Source organism: Microbacterium sp. HD4P20, assembly GCF_019449275.2.
In the GTDB taxonomy this organism is placed as follows: domain Bacteria; phylum Actinomycetota; class Actinomycetes; order Actinomycetales; family Microbacteriaceae; genus Microbacterium.
In genome coordinates, this window is the sequence record NZ_JAHZQZ020000017.1 from 106740 (window position 1) to 127369 (window position 20630).

Genomic DNA, 20630 nt, shown 5'->3' on the forward strand with positions numbered 1-20630 from the left:
GGGATCACATCCGCTCGGGAGCGCCGACGCCCAGGAGCGTCAGTCCGTTGCGCAGCACCTGCCCGGTGGCGTCGTTGAGCCACAGACGCGTGCGGTGCACGGCCTCGACCGGCTCGTCGCCGAGCGGGATCACGCGGCAGTTGTCGTACCACCGGTGGTAGAGGCCCGCGAGCTCTTCGAGGTAGCGCGCCACCCGATGCGGCTCCAGCACCTCGGCGGCGAACGCGACGATGCGCGGGAATTCCTGAAGCGCGCCCAGCAGCGCCGACTCGGTCCCATGCGTGAGCAGCTCGGGCGCGAAGCCAGAGCGGTCGACACCGGATGCCTCGGCATTGCGTGCGACATTGTGCGTACGTGCGTGCGCGTATTGCACGTAGAAGACCGGGTTGTCGTTGGTGCGCTTGCGGAGGATCTCGGGATCCAGCGTCAGCGGCGAGTCGGCGGGATACCGCGCCAGCGAGTACCGCAGCGCGTCGGCGCCGAGCCACTCGCGCAGGTCGTCGAGTTCGATGATGTTGCCGGCGCGCTTGCTCAGTCGAGCGCCGTTGATCGAGACAAGTTGGCCGATCAGCACCTCGATGTCTTTGTCGGGATCGTCGCCGGCGGCACCCGCGAGCGCCTTCAGCCGGTGGATGTAGCCGTGATGGTCGGCTCCCAGCAGGTAGATCTTGTGCGCGAAGCCGCGGTCGGTCTTGCTGAGGTAGTACGCGGCATCGGCCGCGAAGTACGTGTACTCGCCGTTGGAGCGGCGGATGACGCGGTCTCGGTCGTCGCCGAAATCGGTGGTGCGCACCCACACAGCGCCGTCTTCATCGAACACGTGGCCCTGGGCGCGCAACCGCTCGACGGCCTCGTCGACGAGACTGGGGCCGCCGTCTTCGGGCTTGGCGTGCAGCGTGCGCTCCGAGAACCATACGTCGAAGTGGACGTTGAACTTCTCGAGCGAGTGCTGGAGCTCCCCCAGCTGGAACTCGTACGCGAGGTCGCGCGCGACCGTGAGCTGATCGGCCTCGGGCAGCTCGAGCAGGTCGGGACGCGCCGCGAGGACGCGACGGGCGAGCTCCTCGATGTACGCGCCGGCGTAGCCGTCGTCAGGTGCGGGCTGCCCGTTCGCAGCCGCCAGGACCGAGCGGCCGAAGCGCTCCATCTGGGATCCGGCGTCGTTGATGTAGAACTCGCGCACGATGGTCGCGCCGCTGGCCTGCAGCAGGCGCGCCATCGAATCACCCAGCGCCGCCCACCGCGTGTGTCCGATGTGCATCGGACCGGTCGGGTTCGCGCTGACGAACTCGAGGTTGATCGTGTTGCCACGCTGAGAATCGTTCGTGCCGAACGCGGCGCCCGCCTCGACGATGGTCTTCGCCAGCGATCCTGCGGCTGCTGCATCCAGCCGGATGTTGATGAAGCCCGGTCCGGCGACCTCGACGTCGGCGACACCGTCGACCTTGGCCAGTCCCTCGGCGATCTCGGCTGCGAATTCGCGTGGATTCGCGCCGACCGCCTTGGCGAGCTTGAGCGCGGCGTTGGACGCCCAGTCGCCGTGGTCCCGGTTCTTCGGGCGCTCCAGCGGCAGATCGGCAGCCGTCAGCCCATCCGACGAGCCGGCTCGTCGCGCCTCGGCGAGCGGGGCGACGACGGCGAGCAGAGCGGCGGAGAGGGCATCGGGAGTCATAGCCTCCCCAGTCTAGTTCTCGCCGCCGCCCGCGCCCTCGCCGCCGAACCACGAAGCGGCTTCGGGCGGGAAGTTCAATCGGACGCGGTCGAACGGGGTCGCCGACCGCTGGGGATCAGGCCATCTGCACCAGCGTGGCCAGGTCGTCGCGCGTGGGATCGGTGTGCTCGGGCAGAACGGGCGCGAAGGTCTCGGATCCATCCGGGGACGCGGCATCCGGAACCGCCCACGCATCGACCCGCAAGTGCTCGAGACCGACGTAGCCACCGTGGAAGCTGAGGAACGCACAGTCGGCGGCATCGCGCCCCGTCGAGATGCGCACGAGCGACCGTCGATTCGCCAGGCGCGTCGCGTCGATGACGTACCAGGCGCCGTCGAGGTACGCCTCGGCGACGGCGTGGAAGTCCATCGGCTGAAGGCCCGGTGCGTAGCAGGCGGCATAGCGGGCCGGCATGTCCATGGCACGCAGCAGTGCGATGACGAGGTGGGCGTAGTCACGGCACACCCCCTGACCCGTCATCAGGGTCGTCACCGCACTGTCCGTGCCCTGGCTGAGGCCCGGCATGTAAGCGGTGCGGGTGGAGACGAACTCCGAGACGGCCACGATGAGCTCGTGACCCGACAGTCCGTTGAACTGACGACGCGCCTGCGAGAACACCTCGTCGGACTGGCAGTAGCGGCTCGGGCGCAGGTAGGTGATCGCCTCGAGCTCGCTCGCGCGACCCGCGGGCGCCTGACCCTCGATGGTCGCCTCGTAGCGGATCTCGAGCCGCCCCGGCTCGCCGGTCAGGCGGTGCAGGCGCGTCCCGGATTGGTCGACGATCTCGGTCGGGGTGAACACGCGGTCACCCTGCGTGAACGTGAGCCGCTCCGCCGAGACGGGCACTGACCGGGCGGCCGCGAGCTGCACGATGAGGTCGACGGATGCCCCCAATTCGAGGTCCATCTCAGCGGTCACGACGCGTTGCACCGAAGTATCCTCGCACGCGCAACCCTCAGGATCGTCCGGCGGTTTTCCCCACCCTTCTCCCCCGTGTCCAAAGCCGTCCCACGGCGTGACTTACCCTCGATGCATGCACGCGCCCGGTCGCCTCCGCGGACGGCGATTGTGGCTTCCCTTCCTGGGCGCCGCGCTCGCTGTCGCTGCCGTGTGCGCGGTGGCCGTGCTGCGTCCCGGAGCGGCCGCCGATCCGGTCGCTGCGGGCGGCGGCGACGCGCCCATGACCGTCGCGGCGCCGGCTGCTCTGACCCTGCCCGACGAGGCGCGCGTGCTGGTGTTCGGCGACTCGTGGGTCTACGGCTCGGCCGCCCTCACCCCCACCCTCGGATTCGCCTATCGCCTCGCCCACGAGCTGGGCGTCGAGACGCTCGTCGACGGCGTGCGCGGCAGCGGCTACCTCAAGCCCGGCGTGGACGGCCCGGCGTACGGAGAGCGCATCGCACAGCTCGATCCGGCTCTCGACCCCGACCTCATCGTCATCGAGGGCTCGATCAATGACCGCCGCTTGTACCCGAGCGGGTATCGGGATGCCGTGACCGCGGCCTGGGATCAGCTCGAAGCCCACTTCCCCGACGCCGCCATCGTCGTGCTGGGACCGGCGCCGCAAGTGCTGCCGGTGGAGGCGGCCACCCGCAAGATCGACACCGACCTGCGGGATCTGGCAGCCGCACGCGGCTGGTGGTACATCTCCCCCATCCAAGAGGAATGGATCACGACGGCGAACTACGCTGACGTGATCGACAGCGGCCCGGTCGGCCGTGACCACCCCTCCACGACCGGCCACGCCTACCTTGCGAGCCGAGTGGCGGACGCCGTGCGAGCGATGACCCGAACGACGAATGTCGTGGCCGAGGCACCGCTCGATGACGGGGCCGTCGCGCCCTGAGCTGGCGGTCGGCGCCGGGTCGGGATGGTAATCTCGATCGGCACGCCTCCGTAGCTCAGGGGATAGAGCGTTGGTTTCCGGTACCAAAGGTCGCAGGTTCGATTCCTGTCGGGGGCACCAGTCTGGAGTAGGGGTCGCGGGACACTCAGTCCTCGCGGCCCCTTTCTCGTCGCTCGGTGGTCATAAGATATGCACCGCTCCGAAAATCGTGGGGACGGGGGACCAGTGACGGCAACCGGCACGTCGCGAACTCGGCTCCTGCGTGGCCGGGCGCGGGTCATCGCGGTGGTTGCCAGTGCGATTCTGGTTTCCCTGATCGTCGTCGGGATCCTTTTGATGACGGTGCTACCGGGCCTCGTGTTGAATCTCAGCGCCCGCGTCGCCGAAGCCGAGACGACGGTGACGATCGGCGATCAGGGTGCGCCGGTCACAGTTGCGGTGCCTCCCGGATGGGTGACGCGGTGGTCGCCGTTGCAGGGCAACACCGTTGTCGTAACCTCGCCCGATGCTGTGCTGACGATCAGCATCACCGCGACGGGCGCCGACGGTGCGCGGGCCTTCGCCGATGCCTCGCGAGACGCCGGCGCCATCGATGACCCAGTCACCGAAGAGCTGGGGTCCGGCCTGTCGGTGGTGCACGCGCGCTCGGGGGATGATGCGTTGATTGCGGCCGTCGGGGTGCCCGACGGCGCACGCAGCGCCACCGTGGTCGCGCATGCGGCCGCTGAGGACCTCGAGCAGTACCTTCCAGCGGTGGGGCATATCCTCGACGGGCTGCATGTGTCCTCATGAATCGACACGCGAAGATCGCCGCCCTCGCTGCGGTCGGCCTAGCACTATCGGCATGTTCAGCGCCCGCGCCGGACACGTCATGGGCTCCGCCCGAATGGCCCACGCCGACCCTGACCGTAACGACCATCCCTGCACACTTGGACGCGGACGCCTTCTCAGCGCTTCCAGCCTTCCGCATCCGGAACGACGACGTCGGCGTCCAGGCGCGGTGGATCGAACTGCCCGGTCGTGCAGCTTTCGACTCGAAGGTCACTGAGATCGTTCGCGCCAGCATCGACGCGCGGGTGAGCGCGGGCGGCGTGGCCTACGCGCCGGCGGTGTCTCCGCCGGGGTCAGGGCTGGCCGACCGTGGGTGCATCAGCGGTTCCACGAACCGGACCGCCAGCGACATCCTGGCGGATCCATTGCTCGGTCCCAAGGACGGGGCAGGGGTCGCGGTCGTCTGCGACATCGTTGTAGCGACCGGCCCGTATCTGGGTCAGCGGATACGCGCCGTCAGTTCCGACTCGACCGACACCACCGTCGTGGTCTACGCGAACACCTCGACCGGCGAGGCGGCGACCGCCGACGAACTTTGGGCACACCATGCACTCGTCACCCTGCACGGCGAGATTGTCAACCTGCTCCGTCGCGACACGGACTCGCTGGGCGTGAGCGTACAGTCCCCGGATGATGCCGGGCGCGCACTGATGTCGGCCGCCCTTGCTCAGACCATCGTCACTCCCGATGGCACCCTTGTCGTGCCGGTGGCGGCGGGGTTCACATCACCAGAGCTGCGATCGCTAGGCATCACCCCCACGACCGAGCGTCTGATCATCGGGGTCCCCGCCGGCCTCGCCGCGAACTTGCTCACACCATTGGGTGCAGACCTCCTCTCCGTGGCCACGCGGGCTGGCCAGTTCACGCCACCCGCGACGACACCCGCCGGACGGGATCCGGTCGACTGCACCCTCGTCCCGTGCGTCGCGCTCACCTATGACGACGGCCCCTCCGAGTTCACGCCCGGCATCCTCGATGAACTCGCGAAGCGGCACGGCTCCGCGACGTTCTTCATCACCGGGGAACGGGCACGCTTCAACGTGGAGCTGCTGAAGCGCACCCTGGACGAAGGACATCTCGTTGAGAACCACACGTTCAGCCATCCGGACCTTGCCCAGCTCAGCTCAGCTCGCGTTGCAGCCGAAATCGAAGAGACGAATGCGGCCATCCTCGCCGCAACCGGGGTACCGGCGCGGGTGTTCCGGCCTCCGTACGGGGAATACAACGACATGGTGCTGCAGACCGCGGGAATGGCTGCGATCCTGTGGGACGTCGACTCGCTCGATTACGCAAAAGTCTCCGACCACGCCGTTCTCTCTCGGGCGGTCGATCTGCCCCGCCCCGGATCGATCGTGCTCCAGCACGACATCCACCCGAACACCGCTCGAACCGCCGGCGCTGTGTACGACGGCCTCCTCGACCGAGGATTCGTCCTCGTGAACCTCGAGCAACTCTTCAACGGCGAGCTGCCCACGTCAGGGGTTATCCGGCGATTGCCCTGACGCCAATCGGAGCGCGCGCCGATGCTACCCGGTCCCGTGAGCACGGCAACCGCATCAGTGACGGCGGTCGCGGGAAGCTCCGGATAACGATCAGCAAGTCGCTCAATGATGTCTTGACCTGGTGCGCGCTCCAGATAGAAGCATCGAACCATGACCACGAATCCTCTCCATGCCCTAGTCGTCCTGGGAACGATGTACTTCGGGACGCGACTTGATGACCGGCGGAGCTTCGAAGTGCTCGACCGATATATCGAGCTCGGGGGCCAGTGGATCGACACCTCGAACAACTACTCGTTCTGGGAACACGAGTCGGGGTTCGGAGGCCAGAGCGAGGCGGTCATCGGCCGATGGCTCAGAGCGAACCAGGGCGTTGCCGTCAGGATCAGTACGAAAGTCGGGGCTCAGCCGACCCATCGGGGCGGGTTCCCGGATCATCTGGAAGGCCTGCAGTCGGACGTCGTCCACCGGTCGCTCGACGCCAGCCTGGAGCGACTCGGAGTGGACCGAGTAGACCTCTATTGGGCGCACGTCGAAGACGCCTCAGTTCCCATGCGAACGCTTGTGGAGACATTCGGTGGGCTGCAGGCTGACGGGCGAGTCGGCGCCTATGGCTTGTCGAATCATCCTTCCTGGCTCTTCGCCTCAGCCCGCGAAATAGCCAAGCGCAGCGGCGTGGCAGGACCGGTTGCGTATCAGCAGAGATATTCCTACCTGCAGCCCGCGCCGGGTGCGCCTGTCACGGGGCAACCTCTTCCACTGGGCATGTTGTCCTCCGACGGACTCGAACTGCTGCGCCGAGAGGTTGACATCACCGGCTGGGTGTACACCTCGCTGCTGCTCGGCGCATATGACCGTGATGACCGGCCGCTACCGGATGAATACCGGCACCCTGGAAACGTCCGGCGGATGAAGGTTCTCAGCGAAATTGCGAGCGAACGAGGCGTCCAGCGTGGGCAGATCGTGCTGGCGTGGCTCAGCGGTGCGCAGCCCGGGCTGGTTCCCCTGGTCGGGTGCAGCGACGTCGACCAAGTCGAACGAGCAGTCACCGGCGTTCAACTTCACCTCACAGGTGAGGAACGCGCTCGACTCGACGCGGCGCACTGAACCATCGACGCGTGAACCGTCCACCGTCAGGGTCGTCGGGACGAACGAGTTGCAGCAGATCTGGAGTGCACACCAGGTCGAGCGAAACGTTCGGCTAGCATTCGGGGATGACGAACCCGGCACCGATCGATGACGTCTCGATCGGCGGCGAGGGCATACGCCTCGGGCAGTTCCTGAAATTCGCCGGTCTCCTCGACACCGGGGGCAACGTGAAAGAGGCCGTCATCGACGGCTACGTCAGCGTGAACGGCGACGTCGACCGCCGCCGCGGACGGCAGCTGCAGCTCGGTGACATCGTCAGTTTCGAAGGGCGTCAGGTCCGCGTCTGCCGTTGACGGCGGAATCCGATACAGCCGAGCGACGCCCGATTGCCAGCCACGCGATTGGGCCGTAGGAGAAGTGCCGTCGTATCAGAAGCTCGCCGTGTGGCCTCTTCCATTGCGGCTGGCGACAGCTGGTCGAACGCGACAAGGGAGTGCCACCGGCGCCCGTCACACCTGGCGCGACGGCGCGGATTTGGAGTTGTCATGGCGAACTACGTGGAAATCACGCTTCTGCGGGTGATCTGCAATGAGATGGAGTCGTCGTCAGCGGAGCATGACGTCTTCGCATTGGCCGGAGCGGTGGTGGTCGACGGCGAAACTCATCCGTTTGCCCACCCGGCCATCCCGCTCAAGACGGGGTGGACGTTCACCTACCAGATGCCGTTGTTCGCGGGCTGGGTCGATCAGCCGACGGTCGGGATCGGCGCGCTCGGACTCGATCTCGACAACAGCGACTGGTGGGTGAAGAACGAAGACGACATCCGCAAAGTCACGAGCGGGATTGCGAAGGCTGCGTCGTACCTGCCGATTCCCTACATCGATTCGGTCATCAACGGGATCCCCGAAGTCGTCGACTTCTTCACCGGCCTCGACGACGACGACGAAGTGTTCCGCTGGGCGCAGGACATACCGCTCGAACCGTTGGCCCCCGGGCAGAAGCACACCAAGGTGCTCGCGCCGCGGGTGTCTGGTGAAAGGTCCGCCATCATCACCATCTCCGACTGGGACTACTCGGTCGAGTTCGCCATCACGTGGCAGGCGCCCTACCCGTCGTTCGGTCCCACCAGGCCCGTCTCGTGGACCAGTCAGCCCGACACCGACACGATGCCGGCCGCGTGGCTCGGCGCGTGGGAGTCGGACTCCGCCGGCATCGAGTGCTGGATCACGCGCAGTGAGGATTCGATGTGGAAGCTCGACATCCACACCCGTGAGCGGCTCCCCAACGGCGAGGTGCGCGAGTTCGACACCCTGGGCGCATCGATCTCGGGGCTCAATGCCGAGATCCTGATGACATCGGCGGTGGCCGGGCACGATCTGTCGTTGATGACCGCCACTCCAGCAGCGCTGGGCGTGAGTACTCGAACGGATGCCGGTTACCTGGTGGAGCGCCTCGAACCGGCGGTGCACGCCCTGCAGCCGGACGAGGTCATCGGCGAGATGTGGCGCGGACCGATCAGCGTGCTGTTGCCCATCGCGGGCGATCGAGTCCAACTGGCGAACGGATGCGTACTCGAGATGCGACGGACCTTTGCCGACGGTGTGGAGACCGGCGGCAGACTCGTCCGATACGCAGGCCCCGCCAGCGTGGCCGACATTCTGTACAACCCGCCGATCGACGTGGATCTCGAACGCCCCCTCCACATCGGATGAGCCGGAGACAGCAACGTCTTCATCGGTCGCGTGAACCGACGTCTGGCGGGTCCTCACCCGTGAATCGGTCCCAAGCGGCGGGTGCCGCACCGGCGTCCGGGCGGTCAGCATGGTGAGCAACTGCCATGAGACAGTGGCATCGGACGATGGAGTTCACCATGACACAGACCCTTGTACGCCCGCCGTTCGACCCGGAACTGGAGGCGGCGCTGACGGTTCTGCACGAGCAGTTGCCGGCGACATTCACGCCTGACCTGATCCCGGTACTCCGGGAGACCTCGTTCACCGACCCGGAGGCGGTTCGGGCGCGGATGACGGCGCTGGGCCTCTCACGGCGAGACGTGACCATCGCCGGTTATCGCGGCGACGACATCACGGTCACGGTGATCGCGAAGGAAGGCCACACGGGACACGGTCCGGGCATTTACCACACGCACGGCGGAGGCATGGTCATCGGAGGACGGATGGACGGCGTCGAAGGCTTCTTCAGTGCGATCGATCGTCACGACGCGGTGCTGGTGAGCGTCGAGTACCGTCTGGCTCCGGAGTTCCCCGACCCGTATCCCGTCGAGGACTGCTACGCGGGGCTTGTCTGGACCGCGGCGCACGCGCACGAGCTCGGCATCGATGCGAGCCGGATCCTGATCGGCGGGGGAAGCGCCGGCGGTGGCCTGTCGGCCGGCACCGCTCTGCTCGCCCGCGACCGGCAAGGGCCCGGCCTGATCGGCCAGCTTCTGATGTGCCCGATGCTGGACGATCGCGACGCGACCGTCTCGACGCGGCAGATCGACGGCATCGGCGTCTGGGACCGCACCTCAAACGTCACGGGATGGACGGCGTTGCTGGGAGACCGCAAGGGCACCGACGACGTTTCGATCTACGCCGCCCCCGCACGTGCGGCGGATCTGTCCGGACTTCCGTCGGCGTACATCGACTGCGGGAGTGCTGAAGTCTTCCGTGATGAGGATGTCTTATACGCGACGAAGCTGTGGGAGGCGGGCGTCCAGGCCGAACTGCATGTATGGGCCGGCGGATTTCACGGCTTCGAGATGGTTCCGCACGCGGCCGTGTCGCGTGCTGCAGTGGCGGCACGAGAAACCTGGATCGACCGCATCCTCGGTTCTTGAGGTGTCGCGGGGTCGCGGCGCCGAGTGCCCGCGACCCCGGGGCATTCTCTGGCCGACGCGGCTATCGTTGACCGCACACGTGCGACGGAGCCGGGACCATGCAGGAGCTTCTGGGGCGCCTGACGGCGCTCGACCCCCAGGCAAGCGAGACACTCAAAGTCGTCTCGTACTTCGATGCGCTTGTGGCTTCGGGGGTCGGTGCGGAGAGCCTCGTGCGCAGCGCCGCCGCACTCACAGGCGTTCCTGTCGGCCTACGGATGCGGGGACGTATGGTGCGCGTCGGCTCGGACGGCCGTTCCCTTGCACCGCAACCTGCTGCATCGCACGGTTGGCTCTCGCGTGACGCCGGCGACGATGCGATCGTGTGGATCGAGCGCGACGGCGCCCCGCACGCGAACGATGCAATGGTCCTTGAACGGCTCGCGCTCGCGCTGGCCATCACCACCGCCCGCCGTGCCTCCGACGGCGCCGGGGCGATGGAGATCGCGCTCAGCACTCACGCGACCGACGAGGAGCGCGGAACGGCTTTGGCCCGTCTGCATCTCGACACCGAACCTCTCATGCGCGCGGTCGCTCTTCCTCCCGACGCGGATGTGCATGATCGCGGTCCCTCCGCAATCGTCGTGACGCCGCGCGGTCTCGCGCGAGCGCTCCTCTGCCGTGCCGGGCAGAGCCTGCAGTTCGACAGGCGGGCGGGTCTCGGCATCCCGCTCCCACCCGACCGGCTGGCTGAGTCGTGGGCATCCGCGCTCTTCGCGTTGCGCCTGACCACCGACGCGAACCCCATCGTGGACGCGTCGGAGCTGGGCGCGGTGCTCCTGTTGGCCGAAGTCGCCGACGGGCATTCCGGACTCCACCCAGACGCGGCCGCCCTGGCGACGCTCGACCAGCGGGCGATCGACGTGCTCGACGCGTTCGCCGACACGGGCAGCGTCCGCGCCGCCGCGACCAAGCTCGGCAAACACCACTCCAGCGTTCAAGAGAAGATCACGGCCCTCGCCCAGGATCTGGGCTACGACCCTCGCACGACCGCTGGGCGCACCCGCTATTCCCTGGCCCGCACCCTGTTGCAGCTCTCACACCCCGGCCTGACCGCGTAGAAGCCCTCGACTCGTTGAGCGGACCGGACCTCGGGCGGGATGCGACGACCTAGAGTGCTGGCATGGAACACTCGGATGCCGCCGTGCCGGATCCGTTCCCGGAGCCGACCGACGACGACGCCGCTGCACGTGAGCAACGGCGGCCCGGCAGAGCGAGGATCATCGGATGGCTCGTCGGCGTCGGGCTGGCGGCCCTCCTCGCCGTCGCGGTCGGCTTCGTGCACACCACGGCGCATCGGGAGTTCGACGCGGCTGCACGACAGCTGGCGGAGGCATCCGTCGTCGAGCGGCAGGCGCAGCGGTCGCTGAACGGCGCGGCGAGCACCGCCGATGCCGCCCTCACCGCGTCCGAGCAGATCGTGGCGTCAGCGGCCGACGATCTGGCAGACCCGGCAGCACGCACCGCGCTGGCCGAGAGCGCCGGCTCAGCAGCCGCAGCACGCGACGAGGCGTCCGCGGCGCTCGAGAATGATGTCGACGACGCGATCGCACGCAAGCCGTTCTGGACGTGGGAACTCTTCGCCGGGGCATCGGCTCTCGCCGACCGCGCAGCCGACGCCACCACCGATGCCGCGGATCTGAGCGGAATCGAGGCGACCCTTGAGGGAGCCCTCGATGCGGTCTCGGAAGCGGCGGGCGCCCTCTTCACGTCGACGAGCCCAGCCTCGGCGGCGTTGGAAGCTGCCAACGTGTCGGCTCAGACCGGCGCTGTGCAGGACTTCCGCGATGCCGCGGCCCGTGTCGCGGAGCAGACACGAGCAGGCGCCGACGCCGCGGCGGCATTCTCGGTCTACGCCGCACGAGCGACCACCCTGAAGGAGTCTGCACAGCAGGAGCTGGCCGAGAAGGCGGGCCCGCTGCTGAGCACCCGGCTCGAGATCGAGGCGTACGCACGATCCATCTCCGGCGGTGTGCTCCTGGACTTCGACTGGGCGGGGATCGTCGCCGGCACCGGCGGCAACGCCGGCATCGGAGGTACCGCGACATGGGACTCATCGAGAGGCGGCTCCTCGACCATCACGCTCTCTCACTCGGTCGCGCAGTGGTGGCCATCGGCGGACGCACGCGCACTGGTCACGCACGAGGTCGGACACTCGATCACCGCGAAATGCCACGAGTTGTTCGACTCGCAGGACCCGGCCGCGAACGAGGAGTGGGCCACGGCGTGGGCGATCAGCATGGGTCACACGGCCGAAGGAAATGGAGTTCAGGCCTACGGCCACCCGTCCCAGGCGATGATCGACCTCGCCGCGACCTGCCGCTGAACCTCCTCCCGCCTCCGGTCCGGCGGCTTCGCCCGGAGGCCGCCTACCTGCCAAGCCACCCGGTGTCAAGGGAATGAGAAGGCCTGGCGACCCGGGACGCACGGGAGGATGATGAAGAAGGAGACCCACCCGGGCGTTCCCAAATTACCGGCTTCTCGCGTCCGGCGGCCTCGGAGAGGCGTGCGATGGGCAAGCTGATCTACGACACGACCGTGAAGGTCGATTTCGACGACCGAACACTCGCGCACCTGCAGCTCGTCATCGGGACGAAGCTGCGCCGCGGCGAGCCGTTCCACTTCACGTGGCGCGACGATGCCAGCATCGGCGACGGGCGCACCACGGTGTGGGTGCACCCGCGCTGTTCGCTCGTCTACAAGTACTACGGGAGCAGGATGCCACGGCTCAATCCGGCATGGATCGACGCGCTGGCCCACACGGCGAACTCGCCGGCGGGTCTGTACGTCGTGCCGGAGCCGGCCCCGCCCGCGAACCTCGAGGAGCGTATTCCGGAGCGCGACCTTCTGGCCTGAGGGAGACCGGGGCGCATGCCCTAGCCCCCCGGCGCGACGCGCGAAGGTTGACACCCGTGCGGCCGCGGATCGATCGCCCCGGTGCCGTGGCACCGGGGCGATCGGCGTGTGGTCACCGTTCCGGTCGCATCACTCCGCGAACCGGTTCTTCATCGCGTTGGCGTTAGCATTCCCGTGTGACTTGCCCGGTGCCGACACCCCGTTGACGGTGGAGGTGTCGAACGCGAACGTCAGCACCGCAGCGGCGACGGCATCCGCGTTCACATCCAGCGCATGCGTGTTGACGTTGCCGACGAGGTCGTAGTCCTCGGCCAGCTGCGCGTACAGTGCCTCGTCTTGGCCTTCGCCGGTCAGGTTGTCGCACGGCGAGTGGTAGCACGGGTCGTACGAGGCGCCGGCGACGCCGCCGTACAGCGCGGCCTCGGCGACGGTCTTCTGGACCTCCGCGCCGGTGAACAGGCCGCCGGCGGGGACACCCACGGCGATGAAGGGGCCGTAGTCGCTCCGGCCCGAGAACTCGCTGTCCTGGAACGGCTCGCCACGGTCGGTGTAGAACTGCTCGAAGACGTCCTCGATCTGGGCCGACCCTTCGGGGATGAAGCCCTCTTCCGCGGTTCCGCCGGAGTTGTCGCCGTCGTAGACCCCGAAGATGTAGTTCGGCGACCCGATCATGTCGAAGTTGAGGTACAGCGCGAGGTCGGCGATCTGCTCTTCCGACAGGTTGGCCACATAGTGCTCCGAACCGAGCAGCCCGCTCTCTTCCGCACCCCACCAGGCGAATCGCACGGTGTTGTTCGGCTTGACCTTCTTCATCTGGATCGCGGTCTCGAGCAGTCCGGCGCTGCCGGTGCCGTTGTCGTTGATCCCCGCGCCGTCCTGAACGCTGTCGAGGTGCGCACCGGCCATCACGGTGTTCGAGTCGTCGCCTGCCGTCGTCTCGGCGAATACGTTGTAGGTCGTGCGGATGTCGGCGTCGTAGTCGACCGTGACGGTGACCGTGGCTCCCGGCGTGCTGGCGAGGTCGGCGCCCGCGGAATACGTCGCGAAGACGGCGGGGATGGTGAGGCCCGTCGCGTCGCCGATCATGCCCACGAGGCTGTCGTCGCCGGTGCTGTTCATGATGATGACGCCCGCCGCGCCTGCCGCCTGGGCATTCACGGCCTTGACGGCGAAGCCGCAGCCGCCGCGCTGGATCAGCGCGATCGAGCCCGCCGGGAATCCGGCGAAGTCAGCGGCCGTGCAGCCGCCCGTGTTGTCGGGCGAGGGCAGGTCGACAGGTACCAGGGGCGCTGTGGCCGTCCCCTCGGGGCTGCCGGTGTCGAACTCGTTTCGTACGAAGTCGTCACCGTCGACGAAGGTCCTCGGGTTCGGCGAGACGCGGATGAGCGCGTTGTTCTCGTCGAAGTACTCGAACTCGAACTCCTGCACCTCCGGCGTGTACCCCGCGGCCTCGAGCTGCTCGACGACGTAATCGACGGATGCCGCATACCCGGGTCGCCCCGAGGCACGGTCTCCGTGCTCGTCAGAGATGGCCTGGAACGCCTCGAGATGCTGCATCACCCCGTCGAGCGTCACCGCCTTCGTGATCTTGTCGACCGAGTTGTTGTTCGGCCCGGCGTAGGCGGGTGTCGCGAGTACGACGCTCGCACCGAGTGCCGCCGCGGTGGCGATGGCCAGGGTGCGCCTGTTCCTGATCGGCATGGTTATGCCCTCTCCGCCGACGACCCCGATGGCGTCGGCTCTGCGCGGGATGCTTCCACAGCCCGCGCGTCAGCGCCAGACCCGCCGCGCGACCTTCATGCAGGCCTCATCTTGCGTCGGCATGGACGAAGCGCAGCGCAGAGTCCGGCATCCGCCCCCTGAGTCAGTCGTGACTGACGAGCTTGAGCCCCACGATGCAGCCGACGAGACCGAGGATGAGCAGCGTCTTGACGATCGAGAAGTCCTCGTCACCGGTGATCATCGCGTAGACGACCGTGAGCGACGCGCCGATGCCGACCCAGACCGCGTATGCGGTGCCCGTCGAGATGTCACGCATGGCCCACGCGAGCCCGCCCATGCTCGTGACCAGCGCGATGCCGAACAAGACGCTCGGCCAGAGCTTGGTGAAGCCCTCGGACTTTCCGAGCGCAGTCGCCCAGACGGCCTCGAGGACGCCCGAGACGATGAGGATGATCCACGACATGACTGTGCCTCCTGGCCAGTCTTGTCGCTCACCGGGTACTGAACCCTCGTCCGGGGATCCTGTCGGAATCCGGTGTTCACGCTACCCGAGGGCCCTGGGCGGGGCCTGGGCAGCGGGTCACACCAGGAACAGTCCGTCCAGCAGCCCGGGGTTGTGCGCGTGGACGAGCACAAGGAACACGACAGCGTCGAAGAGCAGGTGCACCGTGACGACATAGGCGAGCGAGCGGGTCTTGAAGAAGATGAATCCCTGCAGCAGCGCGAACGGGATCGTCAGCAACGGCCCCCATTCGCGATACCCCAGCTCCCACAGGAACGACACGAACACGATCGCCTGCAGCACGTTGGCCTGCCAGTCCGGGAAGTGCCGCCGCAGCAGCGCGAAGCACGTGCAGATAAAGAACAGCTCATCCCAGATGCCGACAGCGCCGACGCCTACGAACAGCCGTGCGATGAGGTCGGGAGTGTCGACCACCGGCCAGTTCTGGTAAACGCCTGACGTGATGAAATAGAACGGCAGGATCAGCCACCCGAGCACGAGCACCGCAACCAGCCACGTCCACTGGAACGTCGTCCAGCGCCCGCCCCCACGCCAGGGGAACCGGATCGCACGGTCGCGATACACCCACCGCGAGATGACGTAGGGCACGGCGACCGCTCCCCCGAGCGCGACGGCGAACCGCAGGATCGCGAGGTTGTCGAGCTGGGCCTCGAGCGGGATCGCGCTCACGATGAGCAGTCCGACGCCGATGAGCGACAGATCTCGCACGAGCGAGGGGGGACGGATGCCGGTGACTGCGGCATCCGCGATCCGCACGCGCGCCGCATCAGTGCCGGGACGGTCGCCGCGCGCCAGCAGCCCCGCGGCCAGCAGCCCCGCTGCCAGCAGCGCCCAGCCCAGCCATGGGATCCGCGCGACGAAGAACGCGGGGGCGGCCAGACACACCAGCAGCGCCGGCGCGAGACCCCACGACCAGGCGGGGCGGTCGAGGACCGGGGCGGCGGCGGCATGAGCCGGCATCAGCTGCGCCCCCGCCGACGGTACGACAGGTCTCGGATCTCGCGACCCACGCGCTCGCCCTTGCGCTCGAAGGCGGTGAGCACGCGTCCATCGAAGCGAGGTGCCCATTCGCCCTCGAAGGTTGGCTCGAAGTCGGGCGACTCGCCGAGGACGGCGCGCATCTGCAGCGCGTAGTCCTCCCAGTCGGTGGCCAGACGCAGCATCCCGCCGTCCTTCACGGCCCTCGCGGCGATCGCCGCGAACTCCGCCGTCACGAGGCGGCGCTTGGTGTGCTTGTTCTTATGCCATGGGTCGGGGAAGAACACCCAGATCTCGTCAGCGGATGCCTCGGGCAGCAGGTGCTGCAGCACCTCAGGCGCGTTCGCCTCGACGAGGCGCAGATTGCGCGCGCCGGCCCGCTCGGCGTCGAGCATCGTGCGCGCCAGCCCGGCCTTGAACACTTCGATCGCGAGGAAGTCCGTCTCAGGAGCCGACGACGCGGCATGGACGATGGCGTGGCCCTGCCCGGAGCCGATCTCGACCACCAGTGGTGCCTGGCGTCCCCATACCGCGGCGGGGTCGATGGCACTACCGGGCAGGATGCTCGTGGCCCCGGAGCCGCGTGCCACATCGATGACGTAACGGGGCGCGAGTTCGACCCACGCGCGCTCCTGCGCCTCGGTCATCCGGCCGCTCCTGCGCACGAACGACACCGGCTTGTCGCGGAAGGTGCCGGGCGAGGGCGGGGCGGGGTCTGTCACATCACCAGGCTACCGAGGCCATCCGCCGACGCCCGCCACGGCGACGACGACGGCGGCGGGTGCGTCAGGCCGGTGCGGTCACGAAATCGATGAGCTCTTCGACGCGACCGAGGAAGGCGGGCTCGAGGTCGCGGTACGACTTCACCGAGGCGAGGATGCGCTGCCACGCGCGGGCGAGATCGGCCTGATCGCGCGCCGGCCAGCCGAGCGCACGGCACACGCCGACCTTGAATTCGATCCCGCGGGGCACCTCGGGCCAGCGCTCGATGCCGACCGCGCGCGGGGTGACGCACTGCCAGACGTCGATCCACGGGTGACCGACGATGAGGACGTGGGCGCGGTGCGGCCCGCGCGAGACCGCGTCGGCGATGCGGGACTCCTTCGAGTTGGGCACCAGGTGGTCGACGAGCACGCCGTACCGGCGCTCTCGAGAGGGCGGCTCTTCCGCGAGCGCGGCATCCAGCAGATCGATGCCCTGCAGGTACTCCACGACGACGCCCTCGGCACGCAGATCGTCGCCCCACACGCGCTCGACGAGCTCGGCATCGTGACGCCCCTCCACGAGGATCCGGCTCGCACGCGCCGTGCGGGCACGGGCGTCGGCCGTGGCGAACGATCCGGATGCCGTGCGCCGCGGTCCGCTCTGAACCGGTGCGGCCGACGGCGCCACCAGCACGACATCGCTGCCCTCGACCAGGAACCCGGGACCCAGCGGGAACATGCGCCGCCGGCCGTGGCGATCTTCGAGCTCGACCAGACCAGACGACACGCCCACGACGGCGCCGCAGAATCCGTCGTCGGCGACCTCGACGACGAGTTCGCCGGATGCTGCGACCCGTGGGAGCTCCCGCCGGCCGTGGCCCTGCCATCCGGTCGCCAGTACATCGACACCGTAGCGGTCTTTCATCGTCATCCTCCGGATCGGAAACCTTACCCGCCATGGTGCGGGGCAGCGGGAGCGACCCGCTCGGACCAGCGAAACCCGCCGACCAGGTACGTTCTCGGCGAACACACACCCCGGGAGGGAGGGGCAGGCTACCGTCGTATGACCGCGTCTGAATAGACTCGCGGGAGGGGAACGGGCTTCCCAGAGGGGGATCGATGCGACGGCGACGAGCTGCAGCGCTGATGGTCGCTGCGGTGGTCACCGCGATGATCTTCGGCAGTTCGGCTGCGTTGGCCACTCCCCCCGTGGCGCTCGGCTCCGGCTACGTGCTGGACGACGCCGCAGTGCTCTCGTCCGGCGAGGAATCCGCGGCTCAGGGACGCCTGGAACGCCTGAAGGCCGATACCGGCCTCGACCTGTGGGTCGTGTACGTGGATCAGTTCACCGACCCGGCCAACTCGGCCGACTGGGCCAACAAGACGGCCGAAGACAACGGGCTCGGCGTCACCCAGTACCTGCTCGCGGTGTCGACCGATGGCCGCCAGTACTACCTCTCCGGGGACTCCGCCGGGCCCCTCACCGAGGAGCAACTGGGCGCGATCGAGCAGGAGCGGGTCCAGCCCGCCCTGCAGCAGGACGACTGGCTGGGTGCGGCGACCGCCGCAGCCGACGGCATCACCGCCGCCGCGGGCGGCGCGTCGGGAGGCGACGAATCCGACGCCACAGGGGGCGGTTCGTGGCTGACGTGGCTACTCGTGATCGTCGTCGTGATCGTGGGCATCGTGCTGCTCGTGATGTTCCTGCGACGGCGGCGCAAGGCCGTCCCCGCCGGTCCCGGCGGCGCGCCGCAGCCGAGCATCGAAGACCTGGAGCGCCGCGCCGCGTCCCTTCTGGTCGAGACCGACGATGCGCTCAAGACCAGCGCCCAGGAGCTGGGCTTCGCCAAGGCGCAGTTCGGCGATGCCGCCACCGCCGAGTTCGAGGCGGCTCTCGCCACCGCACGACAGAGCCTGGATGAGGCCTTCTCGATCAAGCAGCAGCTCGATGACGCGACACCCGACGCCGAGGCCGACACGCGCGCCTGGAACGGGCAGATCATCGCACTCTGCGAGGCAGCCAACGCCCTCCTCGACGAGAGGGCTGCTGCCTTCGACGAACTGCGCAAGCTGGAGCAGAACGCCCCCGAAGCCCTCGCGCACGTCAACGCGGAGCGCCAGAAGGCGGCCGAAGCGCTCGACGAGGCCGCCGCACGCCTGCAGTCCCTGCAGTCTTCGTACGCACCCGAGGCGTTGGCCACGGTCGCCGACAACCCCGAGCAGGCGCGCCAGCGGCTCGCTTTCGCCGATGAGCAGCTCGCCGCCGCGCAAGCCGCGATCGGCACGGGTGACGGCGGGCAGGCAGCCGTCGGCATCCGCGCCGCCGAAGAGGCGGTCGGTCAGGCCGAACTGCTCGAGAATGCGATCAGCAAGCTCGCGAGCGACCTGGCAGAGGGTGAACGCAGCGCTGCGGCGCTGGTCGCCGAACTCGAGAGCGACATCGCAGCGGCATCCGCTCTCCCCGATTCCGATGGCCGCGTCGCCGGCGTCCTCGCGGCGACTCGCCAGCAGCTCGACGCAGCGCGGGCGCAACTGACGGGCACGGCGAAGCGCCCCCTCGTGGCACTGCAGAGCCTCGAAGCGGCGAACACGCAGATCGACGCACTCACGCAAGGCGTGCGCGATGCCGAGGCCAAATCGCACCGCGCGCGCCAGATGGTCGGGCAGGTCATCCTGCAGGCGCAGGCGCAGGTGTCGACCGCCGAGGACTACATCACGGCCCGGCGCGGTGCGGTAGGCGCCGAGGCCCGCACGCGGCTCGCCGAGGCCGGCGCCTCGCTCGCCCGCGCGCAGGCACTGCAGTCGGGCGACCCCGAGCAGGCGATGCAGCACGCGCAGCGGGCCGACCAGCTCGCCGGGCTCGCGATCCAGCTCGCACAGGGCGATGTCGGCGCGTTCGGCGGCGCGGGGGGCGGCGGCATGTTCGGCGGCGGTCAGTCATCGGGTGGGGGTGGCATGCTGGGTGCCGTGCTCGGCGGAATCGTCTTGAACTCCATGCTCGGCGGCGGACGCTCGTCCGGCGGCTCGGGCAGCCTCGGCGGCATGTTCGGCGGCGGCTCGTCCGGCGGCGGCGGCTTCCGTCCCGGCAGCTTCGGCGGCGGCGGCACACGCGCCCGTCGTGGGGGTGGTCGCTTCTGAACCTGCGTGCACGACGAGGCGCACACGCCCCTGACCATCCCGCCGCGCAGGCCGCGGCATCCTGAACCTCAACACCACGACTCTGTCCGACAAGGAAGGAAATACGATGGCGAAGCAGTCCATCTTCGGTCGCATCTCGACCCTCATGAAGGCGAACATCAACGCGCTCCTCGACTCTGCCGAGGACCCGCAGAAGATGCTCGATCAGCTGGTCCGCGACTACACCAACTCGATCGCCGACGCCGAGTCGGCGATCGCCGAGACGATCGGCAACCTGCGCCTGCTCGAGCGCGACCACCAGGAAGACCTCCAGGCGGCGAGCGAGTGGGGCAGCAAGGCTCTCGCCGCGAGCCGCAAGGCCGACGAGCTGCGGACGGCCGGCAACACGACCGACGCCGACAAGTTCGACAACCTCGCGAAGATCGCGCTGCAGCGTCAGATCAGCGAAGAGAACGAGGCGAAGGCGATCGCTCCGACGATCGCCGCGCAGAACGAGGTCGTCGCCAAGCTCAAAGACGGCCTCAACGGCATGAAGCAGAAGCTCGAGCAGCTCAAGTCCAAGCGGACCGAGCTGCTCGCGCGCTCCAAGGTCGCTGAGGCGCAGACCAAGGTGCACGACGCCGTCCGGTCGATCGACGTGCTCGACCCGACGAGCGAGCTCGGGCGCTTCGAAGACAAGGTGCGTCGCCAGGAGGCACTGGCGACCGGCAAGCAGGAGCTGGCGGCGTCGTCGCTGGACGCGCAGTTCAACCAGCTTGAGGACGTGGGCGAGCTCACCGAGGTCGAGGCGCGGCTGGCCGCGCTGAAGACCGGCGGCACGCCGCAGGCGGCCATCGGCAACTGAGCCGTGCGTA

The 20630-nt window shown here is 68.4% G+C and carries 19 protein-coding genes, 1 tRNA gene and 1 riboswitch; of the genes, 13 read left to right on the plus strand and 7 right to left on the minus strand.

The window, feature by feature from the left end:
• Positions 1-4 precede the first annotated feature (4 nt).
• Entirely contained in the window at positions 5-1672 is a 1668-nt protein-coding gene (gene argS / locus K0817_RS12625) for an arginine--tRNA ligase (RefSeq protein WP_219981864.1), read from the minus strand.
• 115 nt (positions 1673-1787) lie between these two features.
• Entirely contained in the window at positions 1788-2642 is an 855-nt protein-coding gene (locus K0817_RS12630; RefSeq protein ID WP_253735361.1) for a transglutaminase-like domain-containing protein, read from the minus strand.
• Positions 2643-2745: 103 nt separating this feature from the next.
• Between K0817_RS12630 and K0817_RS12635 the strand changes: the two genes are divergently transcribed.
• The 11 genes from K0817_RS12635 (at position 2746) to K0817_RS12685 (ending at position 12711) form a co-directional block, all read left to right on the plus strand.
• A complete protein-coding gene (locus K0817_RS12635; protein ID WP_219981865.1) occupies positions 2746-3558 on the plus strand; it encodes an SGNH/GDSL hydrolase family protein in 813 nt (270 codons plus the stop codon).
• 44 nt (positions 3559-3602) lie between these two features.
• Positions 3603-3678, plus strand: a tRNA-Arg gene (locus tag K0817_RS12640).
• A gap of 216 nt (positions 3679-3894) precedes the next feature.
• Complete coding sequence (locus K0817_RS12645) at positions 3895-4350, plus strand: hypothetical protein (protein ID WP_253735362.1); 456 nt, start codon at positions 3895-3897, stop codon at positions 4348-4350.
• A 137-nt stretch (positions 4351-4487) separates the two neighbouring features.
• Positions 4488-5891: a polysaccharide deacetylase family protein gene (locus K0817_RS12650; protein ID WP_219981867.1), complete on the plus strand. Its 1404-nt coding sequence runs from the start codon at positions 4488-4490 to the stop codon at positions 5889-5891.
• 150 nt (positions 5892-6041) lie between these two features.
• Entirely contained in the window at positions 6042-6995 is a 954-nt protein-coding gene (locus tag K0817_RS12655; RefSeq protein ID WP_219981868.1) for an aldo/keto reductase, read from the plus strand.
• Positions 6996-7102: 107 nt separating this feature from the next.
• Complete coding sequence (locus K0817_RS12660) at positions 7103-7330, plus strand: RNA-binding S4 domain-containing protein (protein ID WP_219981869.1); 228 nt, start codon at positions 7103-7105, stop codon at positions 7328-7330.
• A gap of 192 nt (positions 7331-7522) precedes the next feature.
• A complete protein-coding gene (locus tag K0817_RS12665) occupies positions 7523-8689 on the plus strand; it encodes a hypothetical protein (protein ID WP_253735363.1) in 1167 nt (388 codons plus the stop codon).
• Positions 8690-8847: 158 nt separating this feature from the next.
• The gene (locus K0817_RS12670) at positions 8848-9816 is read left to right on the plus strand and encodes an alpha/beta hydrolase fold domain-containing protein (protein WP_219981990.1); all 969 of its coding nucleotides are present in this window, start codon (positions 8848-8850) and stop codon (positions 9814-9816) included.
• A 98-nt stretch (positions 9817-9914) separates the two neighbouring features.
• Entirely contained in the window at positions 9915-10916 is a 1002-nt protein-coding gene (locus K0817_RS12675; RefSeq protein WP_219981871.1) for a hypothetical protein, read from the plus strand.
• A gap of 62 nt (positions 10917-10978) precedes the next feature.
• The gene (locus K0817_RS12680; RefSeq protein ID WP_219981872.1) at positions 10979-12181 is read left to right on the plus strand and encodes a hypothetical protein; all 1203 of its coding nucleotides are present in this window, start codon (positions 10979-10981) and stop codon (positions 12179-12181) included.
• 185 nt (positions 12182-12366) lie between these two features.
• Positions 12367-12711, plus strand: a complete 345-nt coding sequence (locus K0817_RS12685; protein ID WP_219981873.1) for an ATP-dependent DNA ligase — start codon at positions 12367-12369, stop codon at positions 12709-12711.
• A 129-nt stretch (positions 12712-12840) separates the two neighbouring features.
• Here the strand turns inward: K0817_RS12685 and K0817_RS12690 are convergent, their stop codons facing one another.
• The 5 genes from K0817_RS12690 to K0817_RS12710 form a co-directional block, all read right to left on the minus strand.
• Positions 12841-14412 (minus strand): M20/M25/M40 family metallo-hydrolase, encoded by a 1572-nt coding sequence (locus tag K0817_RS12690; RefSeq protein ID WP_219981874.1) that lies wholly within the window; start codon positions 14410-14412, stop codon positions 12841-12843.
• Positions 14413-14575: 163 nt separating this feature from the next.
• On the minus strand, positions 14576-14896 hold the full coding sequence (locus K0817_RS12695; RefSeq protein WP_219981875.1) for a multidrug efflux SMR transporter: 321 nt from the start codon (positions 14894-14896) through the stop codon (positions 14576-14578).
• 10 nt (positions 14897-14906) lie between these two features.
• Positions 14907-14971: riboswitch (guanidine-III (ykkC-III) riboswitch) on the minus strand.
• Between the two features lie 42 nt (positions 14972-15013).
• The gene (locus K0817_RS12700; RefSeq protein WP_219981876.1) at positions 15014-15916 is read right to left on the minus strand and encodes a CPBP family intramembrane glutamic endopeptidase; all 903 of its coding nucleotides are present in this window, start codon (positions 15914-15916) and stop codon (positions 15014-15016) included.
• Entirely contained in the window at positions 15916-16656 is a 741-nt protein-coding gene (gene trmB, locus K0817_RS12705) for a tRNA (guanosine(46)-N7)-methyltransferase TrmB (RefSeq protein WP_253735364.1), read from the minus strand. Before trmB ends, K0817_RS12700 begins: the two co-directional genes overlap by 1 nt.
• Positions 16657-16720: 64 nt before the next feature.
• Entirely contained in the window at positions 16721-17563 is an 843-nt protein-coding gene (locus K0817_RS12710; protein WP_219981877.1) for a DUF3097 family protein, read from the minus strand.
• A gap of 194 nt (positions 17564-17757) precedes the next feature.
• Here K0817_RS12710 and K0817_RS12715 point away from each other — a divergent pair, with 194 nt between their 5' ends.
• Both K0817_RS12715 and K0817_RS12720 read left to right on the plus strand, forming a co-directional pair.
• Positions 17758-19776 carry a TPM domain-containing protein gene (locus K0817_RS12715; RefSeq protein ID WP_219981878.1) on the plus strand — a complete coding sequence of 673 codons (2019 nt, stop codon included), beginning with the start codon at positions 17758-17760 and terminating at the stop codon, positions 19774-19776.
• 106 nt (positions 19777-19882) lie between these two features.
• A complete protein-coding gene (locus K0817_RS12720; protein WP_219981879.1) occupies positions 19883-20620 on the plus strand; it encodes a PspA/IM30 family protein in 738 nt (245 codons plus the stop codon).
• Positions 20621-20630 lie beyond the last annotated feature (10 nt).

Coding starts and splice junctions, on each gene's coding strand:
- argS (WP_219981864.1), bottom strand. CDS start 1,672: ATGACTCCCGATGCCCTCTCCGCCGCTCTGCTCGCCGTCGTCGCCCCG.
- K0817_RS12635 (WP_219981865.1), top strand. CDS start 2,746: ATGCACGCGCCCGGTCGCCTCCGCGGACGGCGATTGTGGCTTCCCTTC.
- K0817_RS12645 (WP_253735362.1), top strand. CDS start 3,895: ATGACGGTGCTACCGGGCCTCGTGTTGAATCTCAGCGCCCGCGTCGCC.
- K0817_RS12655 (WP_219981868.1), top strand. CDS start 6,042: ATGACCACGAATCCTCTCCATGCCCTAGTCGTCCTGGGAACGATGTAC.
- K0817_RS12660 (WP_219981869.1), top strand. CDS start 7,103: ATGACGAACCCGGCACCGATCGATGACGTCTCGATCGGCGGCGAGGGC.
- K0817_RS12665 (WP_253735363.1), top strand. CDS start 7,523: ATGGCGAACTACGTGGAAATCACGCTTCTGCGGGTGATCTGCAATGAG.
- K0817_RS12670 (WP_219981990.1), top strand. CDS start 8,848: ATGACACAGACCCTTGTACGCCCGCCGTTCGACCCGGAACTGGAGGCG.
- K0817_RS12675 (WP_219981871.1), top strand. CDS start 9,915: ATGCAGGAGCTTCTGGGGCGCCTGACGGCGCTCGACCCCCAGGCAAGC.
- K0817_RS12680 (WP_219981872.1), top strand. CDS start 10,979: ATGGAACACTCGGATGCCGCCGTGCCGGATCCGTTCCCGGAGCCGACC.
- K0817_RS12685 (WP_219981873.1), top strand. CDS start 12,367: ATGGGCAAGCTGATCTACGACACGACCGTGAAGGTCGATTTCGACGAC.
- K0817_RS12690 (WP_219981874.1), bottom strand. CDS start 14,412: ATGCCGATCAGGAACAGGCGCACCCTGGCCATCGCCACCGCGGCGGCA.
- K0817_RS12695 (WP_219981875.1), bottom strand. CDS start 14,896: ATGTCGTGGATCATCCTCATCGTCTCGGGCGTCCTCGAGGCCGTCTGG.
- K0817_RS12700 (WP_219981876.1), bottom strand. CDS start 15,916: ATGCCGGCTCATGCCGCCGCCGCCCCGGTCCTCGACCGCCCCGCCTGG.
- K0817_RS12710 (WP_219981877.1), bottom strand. CDS start 17,563: ATGAAAGACCGCTACGGTGTCGATGTACTGGCGACCGGATGGCAGGGC.
- K0817_RS12715 (WP_219981878.1), top strand. CDS start 17,758: ATGCGACGGCGACGAGCTGCAGCGCTGATGGTCGCTGCGGTGGTCACC.
- K0817_RS12720 (WP_219981879.1), top strand. CDS start 19,883: ATGGCGAAGCAGTCCATCTTCGGTCGCATCTCGACCCTCATGAAGGCG.